Source organism: Pseudomonas sp. WS 5412, from assembly GCF_012985615.1.
In the GTDB taxonomy this organism is placed as follows: domain Bacteria; phylum Pseudomonadota; class Gammaproteobacteria; order Pseudomonadales; family Pseudomonadaceae; genus Aquipseudomonas; species Aquipseudomonas shahriarae.
Map to the genome: position 1 here is coordinate 45,430 of NZ_JAARMB010000014.1, position 16,841 is coordinate 62,270.

The following is a 16,841-nucleotide window of genomic DNA, read 5'->3' on the forward strand; positions in this document are numbered from 1 at the left end:
CTCTCCTCAGGCCGCGCCTAATTACTCGAACCAATGGGCTCGGGCGGCCATGATCAACTTGCCGGCACGATCATCGTCAATGCCGTCGATGTCGAGCAGGTCGTCAATAGACTGCTCGGCCAGGTCTTCGCGGGTAATTACGCCGCGCACCGCCAGTTCCATCGCCAAATCCTTGTCCATACCCTCAAGCGAGAGCAGGTCTTCGGCCGGATGGGCGTCTGCCAGCTTTTCCTCAGTAGCGATGGCTTTAGTCAACAAGCGATCCTTGGCCCGAGCGCGAAGCTCGTTGACGGTGTCTTCGTCAAAGCCGTCGATGTTGAGCATTTCCTCCACCGGTACGTAGGCAATCTCTTCCAGGCTGGTAAAGCCTTCATCTACCAGCACCTGTGCCAGATCTTCGTCGACTTCCAGCTCGTCGATGAAGTTGCGCAGGATGTCGCCGGTTTCTGCTTGCTGCTTAGCCTGGATGTCCGATTCGGTCATGACGTTCAGGGTCCAGCCAGTCAACTGGCTGGCCAGACGCACGTTCTGACCACCGCGACCGATGGCCTGGGCCAGATTGTCTGCGCCAACGGCGATGTCCATTGCATGGGCATCCTCGTCAACAATAATTGCCGCGACTTCAGCCGGGGACATGGCGTTGATCACGAACTGCGCCGGGTTATCGTCCCACAGCACGATATCCACACGCTCACCGCCCAATTCGCCCGACACTGCCTGGACGCGCGAACCGCGCATACCAATGCAAGCACCCTGCGGGTCGATGCGTTTGTCCTTGGAGCGGACCGCGATCTTGGCGCGCGAACCCGGGTCGCGGGACGCAGCCATGACTTCGATCAGGCCTTCGGCAATTTCCGGCACTTCGATACGGAACAGCTCGATCAACATTTCCGGCGCGGTACGCGACAGGATCAGTTGAGGGCCACGGTTCTCAGTGCGGATTTCCTTGAGCAGCGCACGCAAACGCACGCCGACACGGAAGGTTTCGCGGGAAATGATGTCTTCACGGGCCAGCAACGCTTCAGCATTGTTACCCAGATCGACGATCACGTTGTCGCGGGTCACTTTCTTCACGGTGCCGGAGATGATTTCCCCCAGGCGCTCGCGATAGGCGTCAACGACTTGAGCGCGCTCGGCTTCACGGACCTTTTGCACAATGACTTGCTTGGCAGTCTGTGCAGCGATGCGGCCGAACTCGATGGACTCGATCTTTTCCTCGACGACGTCACCCACCTGGGCGCCCGGATGCGTTTGCGCAACCTTGCTTGGCCAGGTTTCGATGGCCGGATCATCAAGATCGGCTTCTTCAACGACTGTCCAGCGACGGAAAGTCTCATAAGCTCCGGTGTGGCGATTGATTTCCACACGCAGATCAACTTCGTCTTCAAAACGCTTTTTGGTAGCAGTGGCCAGGGCCAACTCCAGCGCTTCAAAAATCACGTTAGCCGGTACGCCCTTTTCATTGGATACCGACTCAACAACCAGCAGTACTTCTTTGCTCATCGTACGCCTCGCCTTTCGCAAGCCATTGGATCCGCGGGATCCGCAGTTTCTGGCACGTCTCAGTCAAAACTGGGAATAATGTTGGCCTTGTCGATCATATCGATCGGCAACAGGAACTCGTGGTCTTCTACCTGCACCACTACATCCTGTTCTTCTACACCGCGCAGAAGGCCCTGAAAGTTGCGTCGCCCTTCGAAAGGGGATCGCAGCTTGATCTTCACTTGTTCACCGACATATTTAGCAAACTGCTCAATAGTGAACAGTGGGCGTTCCATGCCTGGCGAGGAAACTTCGAGGGTGTATTCAACGGCGATCGGATCTTCAACATCCAGGACACCGCTGATCTGACGGCTGACGATGGCACAATCGTCCACCAGCACACCGCCCTCTTTATCGATATAAACGCGCAACATTGAGTGGCGACCTTGAGCCGAAAACTCAATACCCCAGCATTCATAGCCTAGGGCCACGACCACCGGGGCCAGCAAGGCCTGCAACTCTTCTAGCTTGCTCGACACCTGAACCCCCTCGTGCATGTATGTGCATGCTGTGCAAAATAAAAAAATGGGCGAAACGCCCATCCTTGAAACGCCGTCGAACAGCGGCGTTGAAAGTGTCCAGCTAACAAAAAGCCCCTTAAAAGGGGCTCCGCTAAAACTGGTTGCGGGGGCCGGATTTGAACCGACGACCTTCGGGTTATGAGCCCGACGAGCTACCAGACTGCTCCACCCCGCGACAAAGCTGGGGCGGAAGTATACGACCGATCCCTTACAGGGTCAATGTAACCTTCCACCTACAAGAAAGCCCGCAACAGCGGGCTCTCCTGATAATTGGTACCGAGAAGGGGACTCGAACCCCTACACCCTATGGGCACAACCACCTCAAGGTTGCGTGTCTACCAATTCCACCACCTCGGCAATACAGCGTTTACAACCTTCTTACTTCTGCTCTTGAGCTGGAGGCACGTCAGTCGCTGGAGTAGCCGACTTTTGCTCTTGAAGCACCGGGACATCATCAGAAGCCGGTTTTGCTTTTGGAACTTCCAACACTGCTGGATCTGGCAAACCTGCTTGAGTCAGCACATGAGCTTTCTCTTTAGCAAAGTAACCTAACCCCAGGCTGGTTATGAAGAAACCGGCGGCAAGTATAGCAGTAAACTTACTAAGAAAGGTAGAGGAACCTTGGCTTCCGAACACAGTATTTGAAGCACCTGCCCCGAAAGACGCACCAGCGTCCGCACCTTTACCCTGTTGCAGCAATACCAGGGCAACAACGCCCAGTGCACCCAACAGATGAAAAACGACTACGACTGTTTCCAGCATTTTCTCAGTTTCCCGCGGCGCGACAAATCGCACCGAACTCATCTGCATTCAGGGAAGCTCCACCAATGAGCCCCCCATCGATATCCGGCATGCCGAACAGTTCGACCGCATTGGCCGCCTTCACGCTGCCGCCGTATAGAAGCCGCACACCTTGTGCGACCTCAGAATTCTCTGCCGCCAACTGCGCGCGGATGGCTGCGTGCACATCCTGCGCCTGTTGCGGTGTAGCAGTCAGCCCGGTGCCAATGGCCCAGACCGGCTCGTAAGCAATCACTGCCTTTGCAAACGCACCAACACCCAACTCCTCGATGATGCTGCCCAGCTGACGCGAGACAACTTCAAGAGTCTTGCCCGATTCACGCTGCTCAAGGGTCTCCCCTATGCACAACACCGGAATCAAGCCACAAGCCTGTGCTGCTGCGAACTTGCGATTGAGTATCCCATCACGTTCGCCCATCATCTGACGGCGCTCGGAGTGCCCAACAAGCACATAGGAACAACCCGCATCCACCAGTTGACTCGGTGCAATCTCACCGGTCAACGCACCCTGCATGGCTTCCACCGCAGAATTCTGCGCGCCGACCTGGATCGACTTGCCTTTCAAGCCATCAACCACTTGGTTGATATGCAAGCAAGGCGGGAATACCGCGATATCAACACCGCTCGGCAGGGCCAGGTGACGAAGGCCATTGACCAGCTCAGCGACACTGGCGCGGGTACCGTGCATCTTCCAGTTACCAGCTACCATAGTGCGACGCATGCTGTACCTCGTCGGTCAAAGTGGGCGCAGATGTTACCCAACCACATCAACACTGGCAAGCCGAATTCAGGCGCAAACTTCAGTTACCAGTTTTGCCAGCTCTTCGGCGTAGCCGCGAACCTGTGTTTCATCATCGCCTTCGACCATCACACGCACCAAAGGCTCGGTCCCCGACTTGCGCAACAAGACCCGACCACGCCCCGCCATAGCGACGGTTACGCGCTCACAGGCTTCCTTGATCGCCGGGTGCTCGATAGGGTTTTCGCCGCCCGAAAAGCGCACATTGAGCAGCACCTGCGGGCACTTGCGCAGTGCCTGGCGCGCCAGGGCCAGGCTTTCGTCACGCCGACGCAGAGCCAACAGCACCTGCAGCGCCGCGATGATCGCATCCCCGGTAGTGGTGTGCTGGAAGCACACGACATGCCCCGAATTCTCGCCACCTACCAGCCAGTTGCGTTCCAGCAGCTCGGCAATCACGTAGCGGTCGCCCACATTGGCCCGCACGAACGGGATCCCCAGGTCTGCCAGGGCCAGCTCCAGCCCCAGATTACTCATCAGGGTACCGACCACACCACCTTGCAGCTTGTTACGCTCATGCAGGTCGCGGGCAATGATGAACAGCAGGTCGTCACCGTCGACGATGGCACCGGTATGATCGACCATCAACACGCGGTCACCGTCACCATCGAAGGCAATACCCAGGTCCGCGTGCTCGGCCAATACCGCTGCCTGCAATTGCCCCATATGGGTCGAACCACAGTTATCGTTGATGTTCAGGCCGTTGGGCTGGGCCGACAGCACTGTAACCTCGGCACCCAACTCCTTGAATACACTGGGAGCAACCTTGTAGGTTGCACCATGGGCACAGTCGATGACCACCTTGAGCCCGGCAAAATTGGTGCTGGTAGGCACGCTGCTTTTGCAAAATTCGATATAACGGCCAGACGCATCGTTAATCCGTGAAACCTTGCCCAGCTTGCTCGATTCGACGACGGTCATCGGCGCATCCAGCAACTCTTCAATCATGTGCTCAATCGCGTCCGGCAGCTTGGTGCCCTGGCCCGAGAAGAACTTGATGCCATTATCATCATGGGGATTGTGCGAGGCACTGATCACAATACCGGCTTCAGCGTGAAAGGTACGCGTCAGGTAAGCGATCGCCGGCGTAGGCATCGGCCCCAGCAACATCACATCTGCCCCGGCGGCAGACAGGCCCGCCTCGAGTGCAGACTCGAACATATAGCCAGAAATCCGCGTGTCCTTACCCACCAGGATGCGGCATGCCCCCATGCTGCGGAAGGCCATCCCGGCCGCCCAGCCCAGCTTGAGCATAAAGTCCGGAGTGATCGGGAATTCGCCGACCCGACCACGAATACCGTCGGTGCCAAAATATTTCTTTGTCATAAGTGCTCCATCATTCTTATTCGGCTGATTCTACTGCTTCGATCATCCGTACAACGTCAACTGTCTCGGCCACATCGTGCACCCGCAGAATACGCGCGCCCTTGGCCACGGCAAGCGCCGCCAGGGCCAGGCCGCCATACAGACGCTCACCCACAGGGCGATTCAAGGCCATGCCTATCATGCTCTTGCGCGACACCCCAACCAACAGGGGGCGACCAAGGGCATGCAGCGATTCCATATGTTTGAACAGGCTCAGATTGTGCTGCAGGGTTTTGGCAAAACCAAACCCGGGATCGAGAATGATCCGCTCAGGGGCAATTCCCACAGCGGCGCATTGGGCAATGCGATCGACAAGAAATGCCGTCACTTCTGCGACCAGGTGATCATAGTGCGGCGCGTCCTGCATCGTCCCGGGCTCGCCGAGCATATGCATCAGACAGACAGGCAACCCGGTGGCCGCCGCCGCATCCAGCGCGCCGTCGCGCTGCAGCGAGCGCACGTCATTGATCAGCCCGGCCCCGAGCCGCGCGGTTTCGCGCATGACCGCCGGGGTCGAGGTGTCTACCGAAATAATGACATCCAGTTCGCGGTGAATACGCTCGACAATCGGCGCAACACGCTCCATTTCCTCCACAGGGGAAACAGCACGCGCGCCAGGCCGGGTCGATTCGCCCCCCACATCAATAATGGTCGCACCCGCAGCTACCATTGCCGCTGCATGGCGCAACGCCGCGTCCAGCTGGCTGAAGCGACCACCATCGGAAAAGGAATCAGGGGTTACATTAAGAATGCCCATAACATGCGTATGGGCCAAATCAAGAACCCGGCTGCCGCAAGGCAACCGGGTGGAGGACAACACAGAAGTCATTTCAAGCCTTAAAGGTCGGCAGCCGGGCCGCCGATTGGGTTTTCCGGGCGTTCGTTCTGTACCACTGGCGGCGTGCCTGAAGTACCCGAACCACCTTCCCAATCACGAGGCTCGCGAGGCGTACGACCAGCCATGATGTCGTCGATCTGCTCGGCATCAATGGTCTCGTACTTCATCAGGGCATCGGCCATGGCGTCGAGCTTGTCACGGTTATCGGTGAGGATCTGCTTGGCCGTGCCGTAGCACTGGTCAATGATGCTGCGCACTTCAGAGTCGATCAGCTTGGCAGTCTCGCCGGAGAAGCTGGCACTTTGACCGCCACCACCACGACCCAGGAACACTTCGCCTTCTTCCTCGGCATACATCAGCGGGCCGAGCTTTTCGGACAGGCCCCACTTGGTAACCATATTCCGGGCAATCTGGCTGGCACGCATGATGTCGTTGGAAGCGCCGGTGGTCACACCGTCAAAGCCCAAGGTCATCTCTTCAGCGATACGACCGCCGTACAGCGAGCAGATCTGACTGATCAGAGCGCGCTTGGAGAGGCTGTAACGATCCTCTTCCGGCAGGAACATGGTGACACCCAGTGCCCGGCCGCGAGGAATGATCGACACTTTGTAGACCGGGTCGTGCTCAGGCACAACGCGACCGACAATGGCGTGACCAGCCTCATGATAAGCAGTGTTCTGCTTCTCTTTCTCGGACATGACCATGGATTTGCGCTCGGCACCCATCATGATCTTGTCTTTGGCCAGCTCGAATTCTTTCATCTCGACAATGCGCTTGCCGGTACGGGCAGCGAACAGCGAGGCCTCGTTCACCAGGTTGGCCAGGTCGGCACCGGAGAAACCAGGGGTACCGCGGGCAATCACGCCTGGAGCGACGTCGTCGCCCATTGGCACTTTGCGCATGTGGACCTTGAGAATCTGCTCGCGGCCACGGATATCTGGCAAGCCAACCACAACCTGACGGTCGAAACGGCCCGGACGCAGCAGCGCCGGGTCAAGTACGTCAGGACGGTTGGTGGCGGCAATCACGATGATGCCGTCATTCATTTCAAAGCCGTCCATCTCGACCAGCAACTGGTTGAGGGTCTGCTCACGCTCGTCATGACCACCGCCCATGCCAGCACCACGATGGCGACCGACAGCGTCGATTTCGTCGATGAAGATGATGCATGGCGCGTGCTTCTTGGCCTGCTCGAACATGTCACGCACACGGCTGGCGCCCACACCGACGAACATCTCGACGAAGTCGGAACCGGAAATGGTGAAGAACGGCACCTTGGCTTCGCCGGCAATCGCCTTGGCGAGCAGGGTTTTACCGGTACCCGGAGGACCGACCATCAGTACACCGCGAGGAATACGGCCGCCCAGGCGCTGGAATTTGCCCGGATCGCGCAGGAACTCGACCAACTCGCCAACTTCTTCCTTGGCTTCGTCGCAACCGGCAACGTCAGCCAGGGTGGTTTTTACCTGGTCTTCGGAAAGCAGGCGGGCCTTGCTCTTGCCGAAGCTCATCGGTCCGCCCTTGCCCCCTGCGCCGCCTTGCATCTGGCGCATGAAGAACATGAACACGGCGATAATCACCAGGATCGGGAAGCTGGCCACCAGGAGCTGGGTCCAGATGCTCTGCTGCTCAGGCTGCTTGCCCTCAACGACCACCTTGTTGTCCACCAGGTCGCCGATCAGACCATTGTCCTGGATCGCCGGACGGATGGTCTTGAAGCTGTCGCCATCGTTGCGCTTGCCAGTGATCACGTAGCCATCAACCGCTACGCGCTCGACCTTGCCATCCTTAACTTGCTGGATGAAGTCGGAATAGTTGAGGGTCTGCGGCTCGTTAGGGCTGGAGAAGTTGTTCATCACCGTCACCAGGACAGCCGCGATGATCAACCACAGGATCAGATTCTTTGCCATATCGTTCAATTAACTACCCTCTGAAGCAAGCTCCGCTACTGGCGCGCGCTTCGCATGATATTCACCGGCCTAACTTACTACATTACCTACAACTCTGGCAGGCGCCGTCTGTAACCCTTTGTGAAACTTTGACTACACAATATTCGTAAAGCTTCGTGACGAAAGCGATATAAAAAAACCTATCGACTCCCTTAAAACCTTTAAAGACGCTCATCACTGGCAGCGCCCTCGACACCGCGATAGCCGCGGCCCAGCAAATACTGCTCGCGAGACCTGTCCCTCGAGGAGTCAGGCTTGCGGGTCTGCACCTTGTCGAACAGCTTGCGCATGTTCTTGTGGTACTCGTCAAAACCTTCCCCAAGGAAGACCTTGACCAGAAAATCACCACCCGGACGCAGAACCCTTCCTGCCAGATCCAGTGCCAATTCGCACAGGAACATGGCGCGTGGCATATCCACGGCTGGTAATCCACTCATATTGGGGGCCATATCCGAAATCACAAGGTCTACCTGCGAATTTCCGACAGCCTCGAGGATCTGTGCCAGTACATCATCACGGGTAAAGTCGCCATGGACGAAGGTCACATCTGGGATGCTATCCATTTCCAGGATATCGGAAGCGATCAAACGGCCTTGCCCACCAATCAGACGACTGGTCACCTGGGACCAGCCACCGGGGGCTGCGCCGAGATCAATTACGCTCATGCCGGGACGGATCAACCGGTCCTTTTCCTGGATCTCCAGCAGCTTGTAGCTGGCCCGGGAACGGTAGCCATCCTTTTGCGCCTTTTTGACGTAAGGATCGTTGAAATGCTCTTTAAGCCAGTTAAGGCTAGTTTTGGAACGGGCCACGGGCCACCTCGAAAATAAAACGGGTCGTGATTAACTGGGCGGTCCCGGACTCGCTCGGGTAAACTGGCCGCCGCTTTTTACAAGATCAGACGCAGGGGTCAGATTATGCCGCTCACTCAAGAGCAGAAGAAACAGTACAAATCCATTGGCCACCATCTGAAACCAGTTTTGATTGTGGCCGACAACGGTTTGACTGAAGGTGTGTTAGCCGAACTTGAACGCGCATTAGGCGATCACGAGCTGATCAAGATCAAGGTCAATATCCTTGATCGCGAAGCGCGCCTGGCCGCCATTGCAGAACTGTGCAAGGTGGGCAAAGCGGACCTGGTTCAGGTCATCGGCAAGATGGCGCTGCTGTATCGCAAGAATTTCAGCGCCAACAAGCAACTGTCGAACGTTCATCGCTTCAAATGATGCAAGGGTCACGGGCGCGCTTCGCGCGCCCTGCCACTCCATCCCGGCGCAGGCTGTACCACCAGCACCAAGCCAGAAAACCCTAGCACAAGATAGCTGAACAGCTGCCAGCGCAACGCTTCCGGCAGCAATATGCGCACCACGCAATACATTGCGCACGCATACAGCGCCATCAACAGCAGTTGCCCGCGCATATCCCGCCACAAACTCCCCAAGCCCTCGGCCTTGACCAGCACCAATGCCTGGAGAATCACGCACGCCGCCGCAAATCCCACCAGCAGCGCACTCAATAATCCGCCGATCTCATCGATCAGCAACGGCGCCAGGCCAATCATGCCCAGCACCGGCAATACACCAAGATGCAACAGCCATAGCCCGCCAACCCAAAGCATCTGAGCCAACTGCCAAAGCATGGCGCCCGCTCGAAGCGGGCGCCGTTTTTCAGATGTGACGAACTTCGACAATCTCGTACTCGATCACGCCACCGGGCGTCTTGACGGCCACCACATCACCCTCTTCCTTGGCAATCAAGGCGCGGGCCAGGGGCGAACCGACGGAGATCTTGCCGAGTTTGAAGTCAGCCTCGTCCTCACCCACGATGTGGTAAGTCACGCTTTCATCCGTCTCGACGTTGGCGATTTCTACAGTCGTGCCGAAAATCACCTTGCCGGTCTTGGGAATAGTCGTGACATCAATGATGACCGCATTCTGCATGCGCCCTTCGATATCACGGATCCGCGCCTCGACCATCCCCTGCTGCTCACGGGCAGCATGGTATTCGGCGTTTTCCTTCAAGTCGCCCAGCTCACGGGCCGTACCGATGTCCTGGCTCAGCTTTGGACGTACGACCTTGGTCAGATGGGCGTGCTCCTCTTCCAGGGCCTTGGCGCCCTGGACAGTCATTGGGTATTTGATCATGCCTTCAATCCTGCGTGTAGATCCTGCAAGCGACGCACGGTCTTTTCCGGACCGAACTTGAGCGCTTCACAGATGGCTTCGCCAGCAGCAATGGTGGTGGTGCAGTAGATCTTGTGCTGCAAGGCGTTACGACGAATGGAGTAGGAATCCGCGATCGACTGGCGACCTTCGGTGGTGTTGATGATCAGGGTGACTTCGTCATTCTTGATCATATCGACCACGTGCGGACGACCTTCCGTTACCTTGTTCACGCGACGCACTTTCAGGCCAGCGGCTTCAATCAGCTTGGCGGTCCCGGCGGTGGCCACGACTTCGAAGCCCAAGTTGATCAGATCACGGGCCACGCCTGCAACCAGCGGCTTGTCATCATCACGCACGCTGATAAACGCAGTACCGCCGGTCGGCAGCACTTCGCTGGCGCCCATCTGGGCCTTGGCGAATGCTTCGCCGAAGGTATCGCCCACGCCCATCACTTCACCGGTGGACTTCATCTCTGGGCCCAGGATCGGGTCCACACCAGGGAATTTGGCGAATGGGAATACCGCCTCTTTCACGCTGTAGAAGTTCGGAATGATTTCCTTGGTGAAGCCGATTTCCTTCAAGGTCTTACCGGCCATGACACGGGCGGCAATCATCGCCAGGGACACACCGATGCACTTGGAAACAAACGGCACGGTACGCGAAGCACGCGGGTTGACTTCGATGACGTAGATGTCTTCGCCTTGCAGCGCCAACTGTACGTTCATCAGGCCGACCACGCCCAGCTCCAGGGCCATTTTCTTGACCTGCTCGCGCATCTCGTCCTGGATGTGCAGCGGCAGCGAGTACGGCGGCAGGGAGCACGCGGAGTCACCGGAGTGAACACCCGCCTGCTCGATGTGCTGCATGATCGCGCCGATCACCACGTCGGTACCGTCGCAGACCGCATCCACGTCCATCTCGATGGCGCAGTTGAGGAAGTGGTCCAGCAGCACCGGGCTGTCGTTGGACACTTTCACCGCATCACGCAGGTAGCGCTTGAGTTCTTCTTCTTCGTAGACGATTTCCATCGCCCGGCCACCCAGCACGTAGGACGGACGCACCACCAACGGGTAGCCGATCTTGCTGGCTGCACGGATGGCTTCGTCTTCGCTGCGCACGGTCGCGTTTGGCGGCTGGCGCAGGTTCAGGCGCTCGACCATTTGCTGGAAGCGCTCACGGTCTTCGGCACGGTCGATGGCGTCAGGGCTGGTACCGATGATCGGCACGCCAGCCGCTTCCAGGGCACGCGCCAGTTTCAACGGGGTTTGCCCGCCGTACTGCACGATCACACCTTTTGGCTTCTCGACGCTACAGATTTCCAGCACGTCTTCCAGCGTTACCGGCTCGAAGTACAGGCGGTCGGAAGTGTCGTAGTCAGTGGAAACAGTTTCCGGGTTGCAGTTGACCATGATGGTCTCGTACCCGTCTTCGCGCAGGGCGAGGGCGGCGTGTACGCAGCAGTAGTCGAACTCGATGCCCTGACCGATACGGTTTGGACCGCCGCCCAGGATGATGATCTTGTCGCGGCCCGACGGCGCGGCTTCGCACTCTTCCTCGTAGGTGGAGTACAGGTACGCGGTGTCGGTGGCGAACTCTGCGGCGCACGTGTCAACACGCTTGTAGACCGGGAAGATGTCCAGTTTGTGGCGGTGGGTGCGCAGGTTTTTCTCGGTCACGCCCAGCAGTTTGGCCAGACGCTGGTCGGAGAAGCCTTTGCGCTTGAGACGGAACATCAGGTCGCGGTCGATAGAGGAAAGACCCAGGGTCTTGACCTTCTCTTCTTCCTTGATCAGATCTTCGATCTGCACCAGGAACCACGGATCAATCATGTTCATGCCGAAGATGTCTTCGACGGTCATGCCCGCGCGGAAGGCGTCAGCCACATACCAGATACGCTCGGCGCCCGGCACGGTCAGCTCGCGCTTGAGGATGCTCATGCTTTCCGGGTTGCTCAGGTCGAGCTTCTCGTCCAGACCGCAAACGCCCACTTCCAGGCCACGCAGGGCTTTCTGCAGGGACTCCTGGAATGTCCGGCCAATGGCCATGACTTCACCGACCGACTTCATCTGGGTGGTCAGGCGGGCGTCGGCTTTCGGGAACTTCTCGAAAGCGAAGCGTGGCAGCTTAGTGACTACGTAGTCGATCGACGGCTCGAAGGACGCCGGCGTAGCGCCGCCAGTGATTTCGTTTTGAAGCTCGTCCAAGGTGTAACCGATCGCCAGCTTGGCAGCGATGCGCGCAATCGGGAAGCCGGTAGCTTTTGATGCCAGCGCCGAAGAACGCGACACACGCGGGTTCATCTCGATCACGACCATACGGCCTGTGTTCGGGCAAATACCGAACTGAACGTTGGAACCACCGGTTTCAACGCCGATCTCACGCAGTACCGCCAACGAGGCGTTACGCATGATCTGGTATTCCTTGTCCGTCAGGGTTTGCGCAGGAGCAACGGTGATCGAGTCACCGGTGTGCACACCCATCGGGTCGAAGTTTTCGATCGAGCAGACGATGATGCAGTTGTCCTTTTTATCGCGGACAACTTCCATCTCGTACTCTTTCCAGCCGATCAGGGATTCGTCGATAAGCAGCTCTTTGGTCGGCGACAGATCCAGGCCGCGGGCGCAGATTTCTTCGAACTCTTCACGGTTGTAAGCGATACCGCCGCCGGTGCCGCCCATGGTGAAGGACGGCCGGATAATGCACGGGAAGCCGAGTTTTTCGAGAACCGCGTTGGCCTCTTCCATGCTGTGGGCGATACCCGAGCGCGGGCAATCAAGACCGATAGACTTCATGGCCTTGTCGAAACGCGAACGGTCTTCAGCCTTGTCGATGGTGTCGGCATTGGCGCCGATCATCTCTACGCCGAACTTTTCCAGGACGCCTTCGCGCTCCAGGTCCAAGGCGCAGTTCAGTGCAGTCTGGCCACCCATGGTCGGCAGCAGTGCGTCCGGACGCTCTTTCTCGATGATCTTGGCAACGGTCTGCCACTTGATCGGTTCGATGTAGGTGGCGTCGGCCATGTCCGGGTCGGTCATGATGGTGGCCGGGTTGGAGTTCACCAGGATGACGCGGTAACCCTCTTCGCGCAGGGCCTTGCAGGCCTGGGCGCCGGAGTAGTCGAATTCGCAGGCCTGGCCGATCACGATCGGGCCAGCGCCGAGAATCAGGATGCTTTTTATGTCTGTACGTTTTGGCATGGGTTTGTCACTCAAATCCGCAGGTCAGTCGGCAAGCCGTCTTGAACAATCTTTGAAGAGCCTGCGGGGGCCACCGAGAGTCGGGGCCGCCCGCAGGCCACTCAGTCAGCGTCGCTTGGCCATCTCATTGATGAAACGGTCGAACAGCGGCGCTACGTCGTTCGGGCCCGGGCTCGCTTCAGGGTGGCCCTGGAAGCTGAACGCGCTCTTATCGGTGCGCTCGATACCCTGCAGGGAACCGTCGAACAGCGACTTGTGAATGGCACGCACGTTGGCCGGCAAGGTGGCTTCATCCACCGCAAAACCGTGGTTCTGGCTGGTGATCATCACGACACCGGTGTCCAGGTCTTGTACCGGGTGGTTGGCACCGTGATGGCCGTGGCCCATTTTCAGGGTCTTGGCGCCGGAGGCCAGGGCCAGCAACTGGTGGCCGAGGCAGATACCGAATACCGGGATCTCGGTGTCCAGCACTTCCTTGATGGCCTTGATCGCGTAGTCGCATGGCTCAGGGTCACCCGGGCCGTTGGACAGGAACACGCCATCCGGTTGCAGGGCCAACACATCGCTGGCCGGGGTCTGGGCCGGGACCACGGTCACACGGCAACCGCGCTCGACCAGCATGCGCAGGATGTTGTACTTGATGCCGTAGTCGTAGGCCACGACGTGATACGGCAGCTCAGCCGCTTCGATGGTCGCGTGGCTGTCGGTCTTCAAGTCCCAGACAGTGGAGCGCCACTCGTACTTCTCTTTGGTGCTGACGACTTTCGCCAGGTCCATGCCTTTGAGGCCAGGGAAGCCCTGCGCTGCAGCAATTGCCGCTTCTTCGGAAATATTGTCACCGGCCATGATGCAGCCGTTCTGCGAGCCTTTTTCACGCAAGATGCGTGTCAGGCGGCGCGTATCGATACCGGCGATCGCCACAACATTGTTGGCTTTCAGGTAATCGGACAGCGACATCGTGTTACGCCAGTTGCTCGCAACCAGTGGCAGGTCACGAATCACCAGACCGGCCGACCAGACACGATCAGACTCGACGTCTTCCGGTGTAGTACCGGTGTTGCCGATATGCGGATAAGTCAGGGTAACGATCTGTTGGGCGTAGGAAGGATCGGTAAGGATTTCCTGATAGCCGGTCATGGCGGTGTTGAACACCACCTCTCCAACGGTCTGACCGTCGGCTCCAATGGCTTCGCCGCGAAAAATGCTGCCATCAGCAAGGGCGAGTATGGCTGGCTTAGTCAAGAAGACCTCCCGTAAATAAAGCCTGAAAGGGCGATCGCAGGTTGCAAAAAAGCGGAGTGACGTATGGACACGTCACCCCGCTTCTTCACTGAATTATTCTGCGCGCTTTTAGTGGACACACTAAAGCTGTAGCTTACAGAAAAAGGCTTTTTGGGTCCACCGCTAATGAGCCGAAAAGGCAGGAGAATGCGACAGGACGTCGCTTAGCGGGTAAAAACGGGGCCCTAGAGTAATCCTCCGGGCCCGTTTTTGCTACTGATTAACGCAGATCCAGCACGTCTTGCATGTCGTAGAGACCCGCTTCGCGGCCCTCCAGCCACAATGCGGCACGCACCGCGCCCTTGGCGAAGGTCATGCGACTGGAAGCCTTGTGGGTAATTTCCAGGCGCTCACCTTCGGCAGCAAACAGCACCGTATGGTCACCCACCACATCACCACCGCGCACGGTGGCAAAGCCAATGGTTTCACGCTCGCGCGCCCCGGTATGACCTTCGCGACCATATACCGCAACCTTCGACAGATCACGCCCCAAGGCATCGGCAATCACTTCGCCCATGCGCATGGCAGTGCCCGATGGCGCATCGACCTTGTGCCGGTGATGCGCCTCGATGATCTCGATATCCGCGTCATCACCCAACACCCTTGCCGCCATGTCGAGCAACTTCAGCGACAGGTTGACGCCTACACTGAAGTTGGCGGCAAACACGATAGGAATGTCCTTGCCTGCCGCGACGAGCAATTGCTTTTGCTCGGCATTCAGGCCCGTGGTACCGATAACCATGGCTTTGCCCGCCTTGCGGCAGAACGCCAGGTTTTTCAGCATCACTTCGGGCAGGGTGAAGTCGATCAATACATCGAACTCATCAGCCACCTGCTCCAGGCTGCCGGACAATGACACACCGATCCGCCCCAGGGAGGCCAGCTCGCCAACATCGGCGCCGATCAGCGTACTGCCCGGGCGCACGATCGCCGCAGTCAGCCCCGACAGAGGCGAGCGCTGCTGCACCGCCTCCACCAGGTTCTTGCCCATGCGCCCGGCGGCGCCCATCACTGCTATACGTCGCATATCCACGTCCTTACAGGTCGCCGAAGAAGCGCTTCACGCCTTCGAACCAGCCAGCGGTCTTGGGCGAATGGGAGCCATCACCGGCCAGCGAACCGCGCAGCTCTTCGAGCAACTCACGCTGACGACGATCCAGGTTGACCGGCGTCTCGACAGCCACACGGCACATCAAGTCGCCCGCACCACCACCGCGCACCGGCGCTACACCTTTGCCACGGATCCGGAACTGCTTGCCGGTCTGAGTACCCTCGGGGATCTTCAGCTTGACCCGCCCTTCGAGGGTCGGAATCTCCAGCTCGCCACCCAGGGCCGCATCGACAAAACTGATCGGCACTTCGCAGAACAGGTGCTTGCCGTCACGCTGGAAGATCGCGTGCTCGCGCACGTTGATCACCACGTACAGGTCGCCCGTCGGACCACCCTGCGCGCCCGCCTCGCCCTCGCCCGACAAACGGATGCGGTCGCCAGTATCAACACCCGCCGGCACTTTCACCGACAGGGTCTTGTACTCTTCGACGCGCCCTTCGCCGTGGCAAGAATCGCACGGATCGGAAATGATCTTGCCCTGGCCATGGCAGCGCGGGCAGGTTTGCTGCACCGAGAAGAAACCCTGCTGCATGCGCACCTGGCCAATACCGCCACAGGTCGGGCAGGTGATCGGCGAGGAGCCTTTCTTGGCGCCCGAACCGTCACACGGCTTGCAATTGACCAGCGTCGGCACGCGGATATTGACGCTGGTGCCGCGTACGGCCTCTTCCAGATTCAGTTCCAGGGTGTAGCGCAAGTCGCTGCCACGCTGGGCACCGCCACGCTGACCACCACGACCGCCGCCGAAGAAGTCGCTGAATACATCGCCGAAGATATCGGAGAAGTTCTGCCCGCCAAAGCCAGCCCCGCCGCCGCCCATGCTTGGATCGACACCGGCATGGCCATACTGGTCGTAGGCTGCACGCTTGTTCGGATCACACAGGCATTCGTAGGCCTCATTGGCCTCTTTAAACAATTCTTCGGATTCTTTGTTATCCGGATTACGGTCCGGGTGGTGCTTCATCGCCAGGCGACGGTAAGCCTTCTTCAGGTCCGCCTCGCTGGAACCGCGCTCCACACCCAATACTTCGTAATAGTCACGCTTTGCCATAAGTCTTTGCACTCTTAAGGACGTCCGGCAAAACCCTCCTGAGCCTGCCAAACTCGTTGAGCCCCAATACAGGCCCGGACCCAACTCACGTCAAATTCAACGATCCTGGTCTTTACTGCTTTCAGCCGAGACCCAGCCAAAAACGCGGTGCCTGTCGATCGCAAAGCAGGAGCATTCCCGATCACACCGCCAACATCCGAACCTTGTCGCATGCTGTAAAA

15 protein-coding genes and 2 tRNA genes are annotated in these 16,841 nt (G+C 58.4%); 1 reads left to right on the plus strand and 16 read right to left on the minus strand.

Annotated features, from left to right (window positions below; all coding sequences use genetic code 11):
- Positions 1–21: 21 nt before the first annotated feature.
- The 10 genes from nusA to rlmE all read right to left on the minus strand — a co-directional run bounded on the left by nusA (position 22) and on the right by rlmE (position 8,627).
- Entirely contained in the window at positions 22–1,503 is a 1,482-nt protein-coding gene (gene nusA, locus HBR94_RS18415; protein ID WP_038445977.1) for a transcription termination factor NusA, read from the minus strand.
- Positions 1,504–1,562: 59 nt separating this feature from the next.
- Entirely contained in the window at positions 1,563–2,021 is a 459-nt protein-coding gene (gene rimP / locus HBR94_RS18420) for a ribosome maturation factor RimP (protein ID WP_032862957.1), read from the minus strand.
- A gap of 140 nt (positions 2,022–2,161) precedes the next feature.
- A tRNA-Met gene (locus HBR94_RS18425) sits at positions 2,162–2,238 on the minus strand.
- A 96-nt stretch (positions 2,239–2,334) separates the two neighbouring features.
- Positions 2,335–2,420: transfer RNA gene (locus HBR94_RS18430), tRNA-Leu, on the minus strand.
- Positions 2,421–2,441: 21 nt separating this feature from the next.
- Positions 2,442–2,825 (minus strand): preprotein translocase subunit SecG, encoded by a 384-nt coding sequence (secG, locus tag HBR94_RS18435; protein WP_029298979.1) that lies wholly within the window; start codon positions 2,823–2,825, stop codon positions 2,442–2,444.
- Positions 2,826–2,829: 4 nt separating this feature from the next.
- Entirely contained in the window at positions 2,830–3,585 is a 756-nt protein-coding gene (tpiA, locus tag HBR94_RS18440) for a triose-phosphate isomerase (protein WP_057960657.1), read from the minus strand.
- Between the two features lie 66 nt (positions 3,586–3,651).
- Positions 3,652–4,989 carry a phosphoglucosamine mutase gene (gene glmM, locus HBR94_RS18445; protein WP_057440170.1) on the minus strand — a complete coding sequence of 446 codons (1,338 nt, stop codon included), beginning with the start codon at positions 4,987–4,989 and terminating at the stop codon, positions 3,652–3,654.
- Between the two features lie 16 nt (positions 4,990–5,005).
- A complete protein-coding gene (gene folP, locus HBR94_RS18450) occupies positions 5,006–5,857 on the minus strand; it encodes a dihydropteroate synthase (protein WP_170045329.1) in 852 nt (283 codons plus the stop codon).
- Between the two features lie 8 nt (positions 5,858–5,865).
- Positions 5,866–7,776 carry an ATP-dependent zinc metalloprotease FtsH gene (gene ftsH, locus HBR94_RS18455; protein ID WP_029298988.1) on the minus strand — a complete coding sequence of 637 codons (1,911 nt, stop codon included), beginning with the start codon at positions 7,774–7,776 and terminating at the stop codon, positions 5,866–5,868.
- A 200-nt stretch (positions 7,777–7,976) separates the two neighbouring features.
- Complete coding sequence (gene rlmE, locus HBR94_RS18460; protein WP_038445965.1) at positions 7,977–8,627, minus strand: 23S rRNA (uridine(2552)-2'-O)-methyltransferase RlmE; 651 nt, start codon at positions 8,625–8,627, stop codon at positions 7,977–7,979.
- Between the two features lie 105 nt (positions 8,628–8,732).
- Between rlmE and HBR94_RS18465 the strand changes: the two genes are divergently transcribed.
- Positions 8,733–9,041 carry a YhbY family RNA-binding protein gene (locus HBR94_RS18465; RefSeq protein WP_029298992.1) on the plus strand — a complete coding sequence of 103 codons (309 nt, stop codon included), beginning with the start codon at positions 8,733–8,735 and terminating at the stop codon, positions 9,039–9,041.
- Between the two features lie 8 nt (positions 9,042–9,049).
- Here the strand turns inward: HBR94_RS18465 and HBR94_RS18470 are convergent, their stop codons facing one another.
- From HBR94_RS18470 to dnaJ, 6 genes are all read right to left on the minus strand, one after another.
- Positions 9,050–9,454 carry a hypothetical protein gene (locus HBR94_RS18470; protein WP_057444151.1) on the minus strand — a complete coding sequence of 135 codons (405 nt, stop codon included), beginning with the start codon at positions 9,452–9,454 and terminating at the stop codon, positions 9,050–9,052.
- Between the two features lie 28 nt (positions 9,455–9,482).
- A complete protein-coding gene (gene greA, locus HBR94_RS18475; protein ID WP_032862903.1) occupies positions 9,483–9,959 on the minus strand; it encodes a transcription elongation factor GreA in 477 nt (158 codons plus the stop codon).
- A complete protein-coding gene (gene carB / locus HBR94_RS18480) occupies positions 9,956–13,177 on the minus strand; it encodes a carbamoyl-phosphate synthase large subunit (RefSeq protein ID WP_170045330.1) in 3,222 nt (1,073 codons plus the stop codon). Before carB ends, greA begins: the two co-directional genes overlap by 4 nt.
- A 105-nt stretch (positions 13,178–13,282) precedes the next feature.
- Positions 13,283–14,419 (minus strand): glutamine-hydrolyzing carbamoyl-phosphate synthase small subunit, encoded by a 1,137-nt coding sequence (carA, locus tag HBR94_RS18485; RefSeq protein WP_057440173.1) that lies wholly within the window; start codon positions 14,417–14,419, stop codon positions 13,283–13,285.
- Between the two features lie 259 nt (positions 14,420–14,678).
- Positions 14,679–15,485: a 4-hydroxy-tetrahydrodipicolinate reductase gene (dapB, locus tag HBR94_RS18490; RefSeq protein ID WP_057440174.1), complete on the minus strand. Its 807-nt coding sequence runs from the start codon at positions 15,483–15,485 to the stop codon at positions 14,679–14,681.
- Positions 15,486–15,495: 10 nt separating this feature from the next.
- Complete coding sequence (gene dnaJ, locus HBR94_RS18495; protein ID WP_057440175.1) at positions 15,496–16,620, minus strand: molecular chaperone DnaJ; 1,125 nt, start codon at positions 16,618–16,620, stop codon at positions 15,496–15,498.
- Positions 16,621–16,841: the final 221 nt, after the last annotated feature.

What these genes read in the sequence shown, in the direction of transcription:
- greA (WP_032862903.1), bottom strand. Translation starts at nt 9,959, where the DNA reads ATGATCAAATACCCAATGACTGTCCAGGGCGCCAAGGCCCTGGAAGAG.
- secG (WP_029298979.1), bottom strand. Translation starts at nt 2,825, where the DNA reads ATGCTGGAAACAGTCGTAGTCGTTTTTCATCTGTTGGGTGCACTGGGC.
- nusA (WP_038445977.1), bottom strand. Translation starts at nt 1,503, where the DNA reads ATGAGCAAAGAAGTACTGCTGGTTGTTGAGTCGGTATCCAATGAAAAG.
- HBR94_RS18470 (WP_057444151.1), bottom strand. Translation starts at nt 9,454, where the DNA reads ATGCTTTGGCAGTTGGCTCAGATGCTTTGGGTTGGCGGGCTATGGCTG.
- carB (WP_170045330.1), bottom strand. Translation starts at nt 13,177, where the DNA reads ATGCCAAAACGTACAGACATAAAAAGCATCCTGATTCTCGGCGCTGGC.
- glmM (WP_057440170.1), bottom strand. Translation starts at nt 4,989, where the DNA reads ATGACAAAGAAATATTTTGGCACCGACGGTATTCGTGGTCGGGTCGGC.
- folP (WP_170045329.1), bottom strand. Translation starts at nt 5,857, where the DNA reads ATGACTTCTGTGTTGTCCTCCACCCGGTTGCCTTGCGGCAGCCGGGTT.
- HBR94_RS18465 (WP_029298992.1), top strand. Translation starts at nt 8,733, where the DNA reads ATGCCGCTCACTCAAGAGCAGAAGAAACAGTACAAATCCATTGGCCAC.
- tpiA (WP_057960657.1), bottom strand. Translation starts at nt 3,585, where the DNA reads ATGCGTCGCACTATGGTAGCTGGTAACTGGAAGATGCACGGTACCCGC.
- ftsH (WP_029298988.1), bottom strand. Translation starts at nt 7,776, where the DNA reads ATGGCAAAGAATCTGATCCTGTGGTTGATCATCGCGGCTGTCCTGGTG.
- dapB (WP_057440174.1), bottom strand. Translation starts at nt 15,485, where the DNA reads ATGCGACGTATAGCAGTGATGGGCGCCGCCGGGCGCATGGGCAAGAAC.
- dnaJ (WP_057440175.1), bottom strand. Translation starts at nt 16,620, where the DNA reads ATGGCAAAGCGTGACTATTACGAAGTATTGGGTGTGGAGCGCGGTTCC.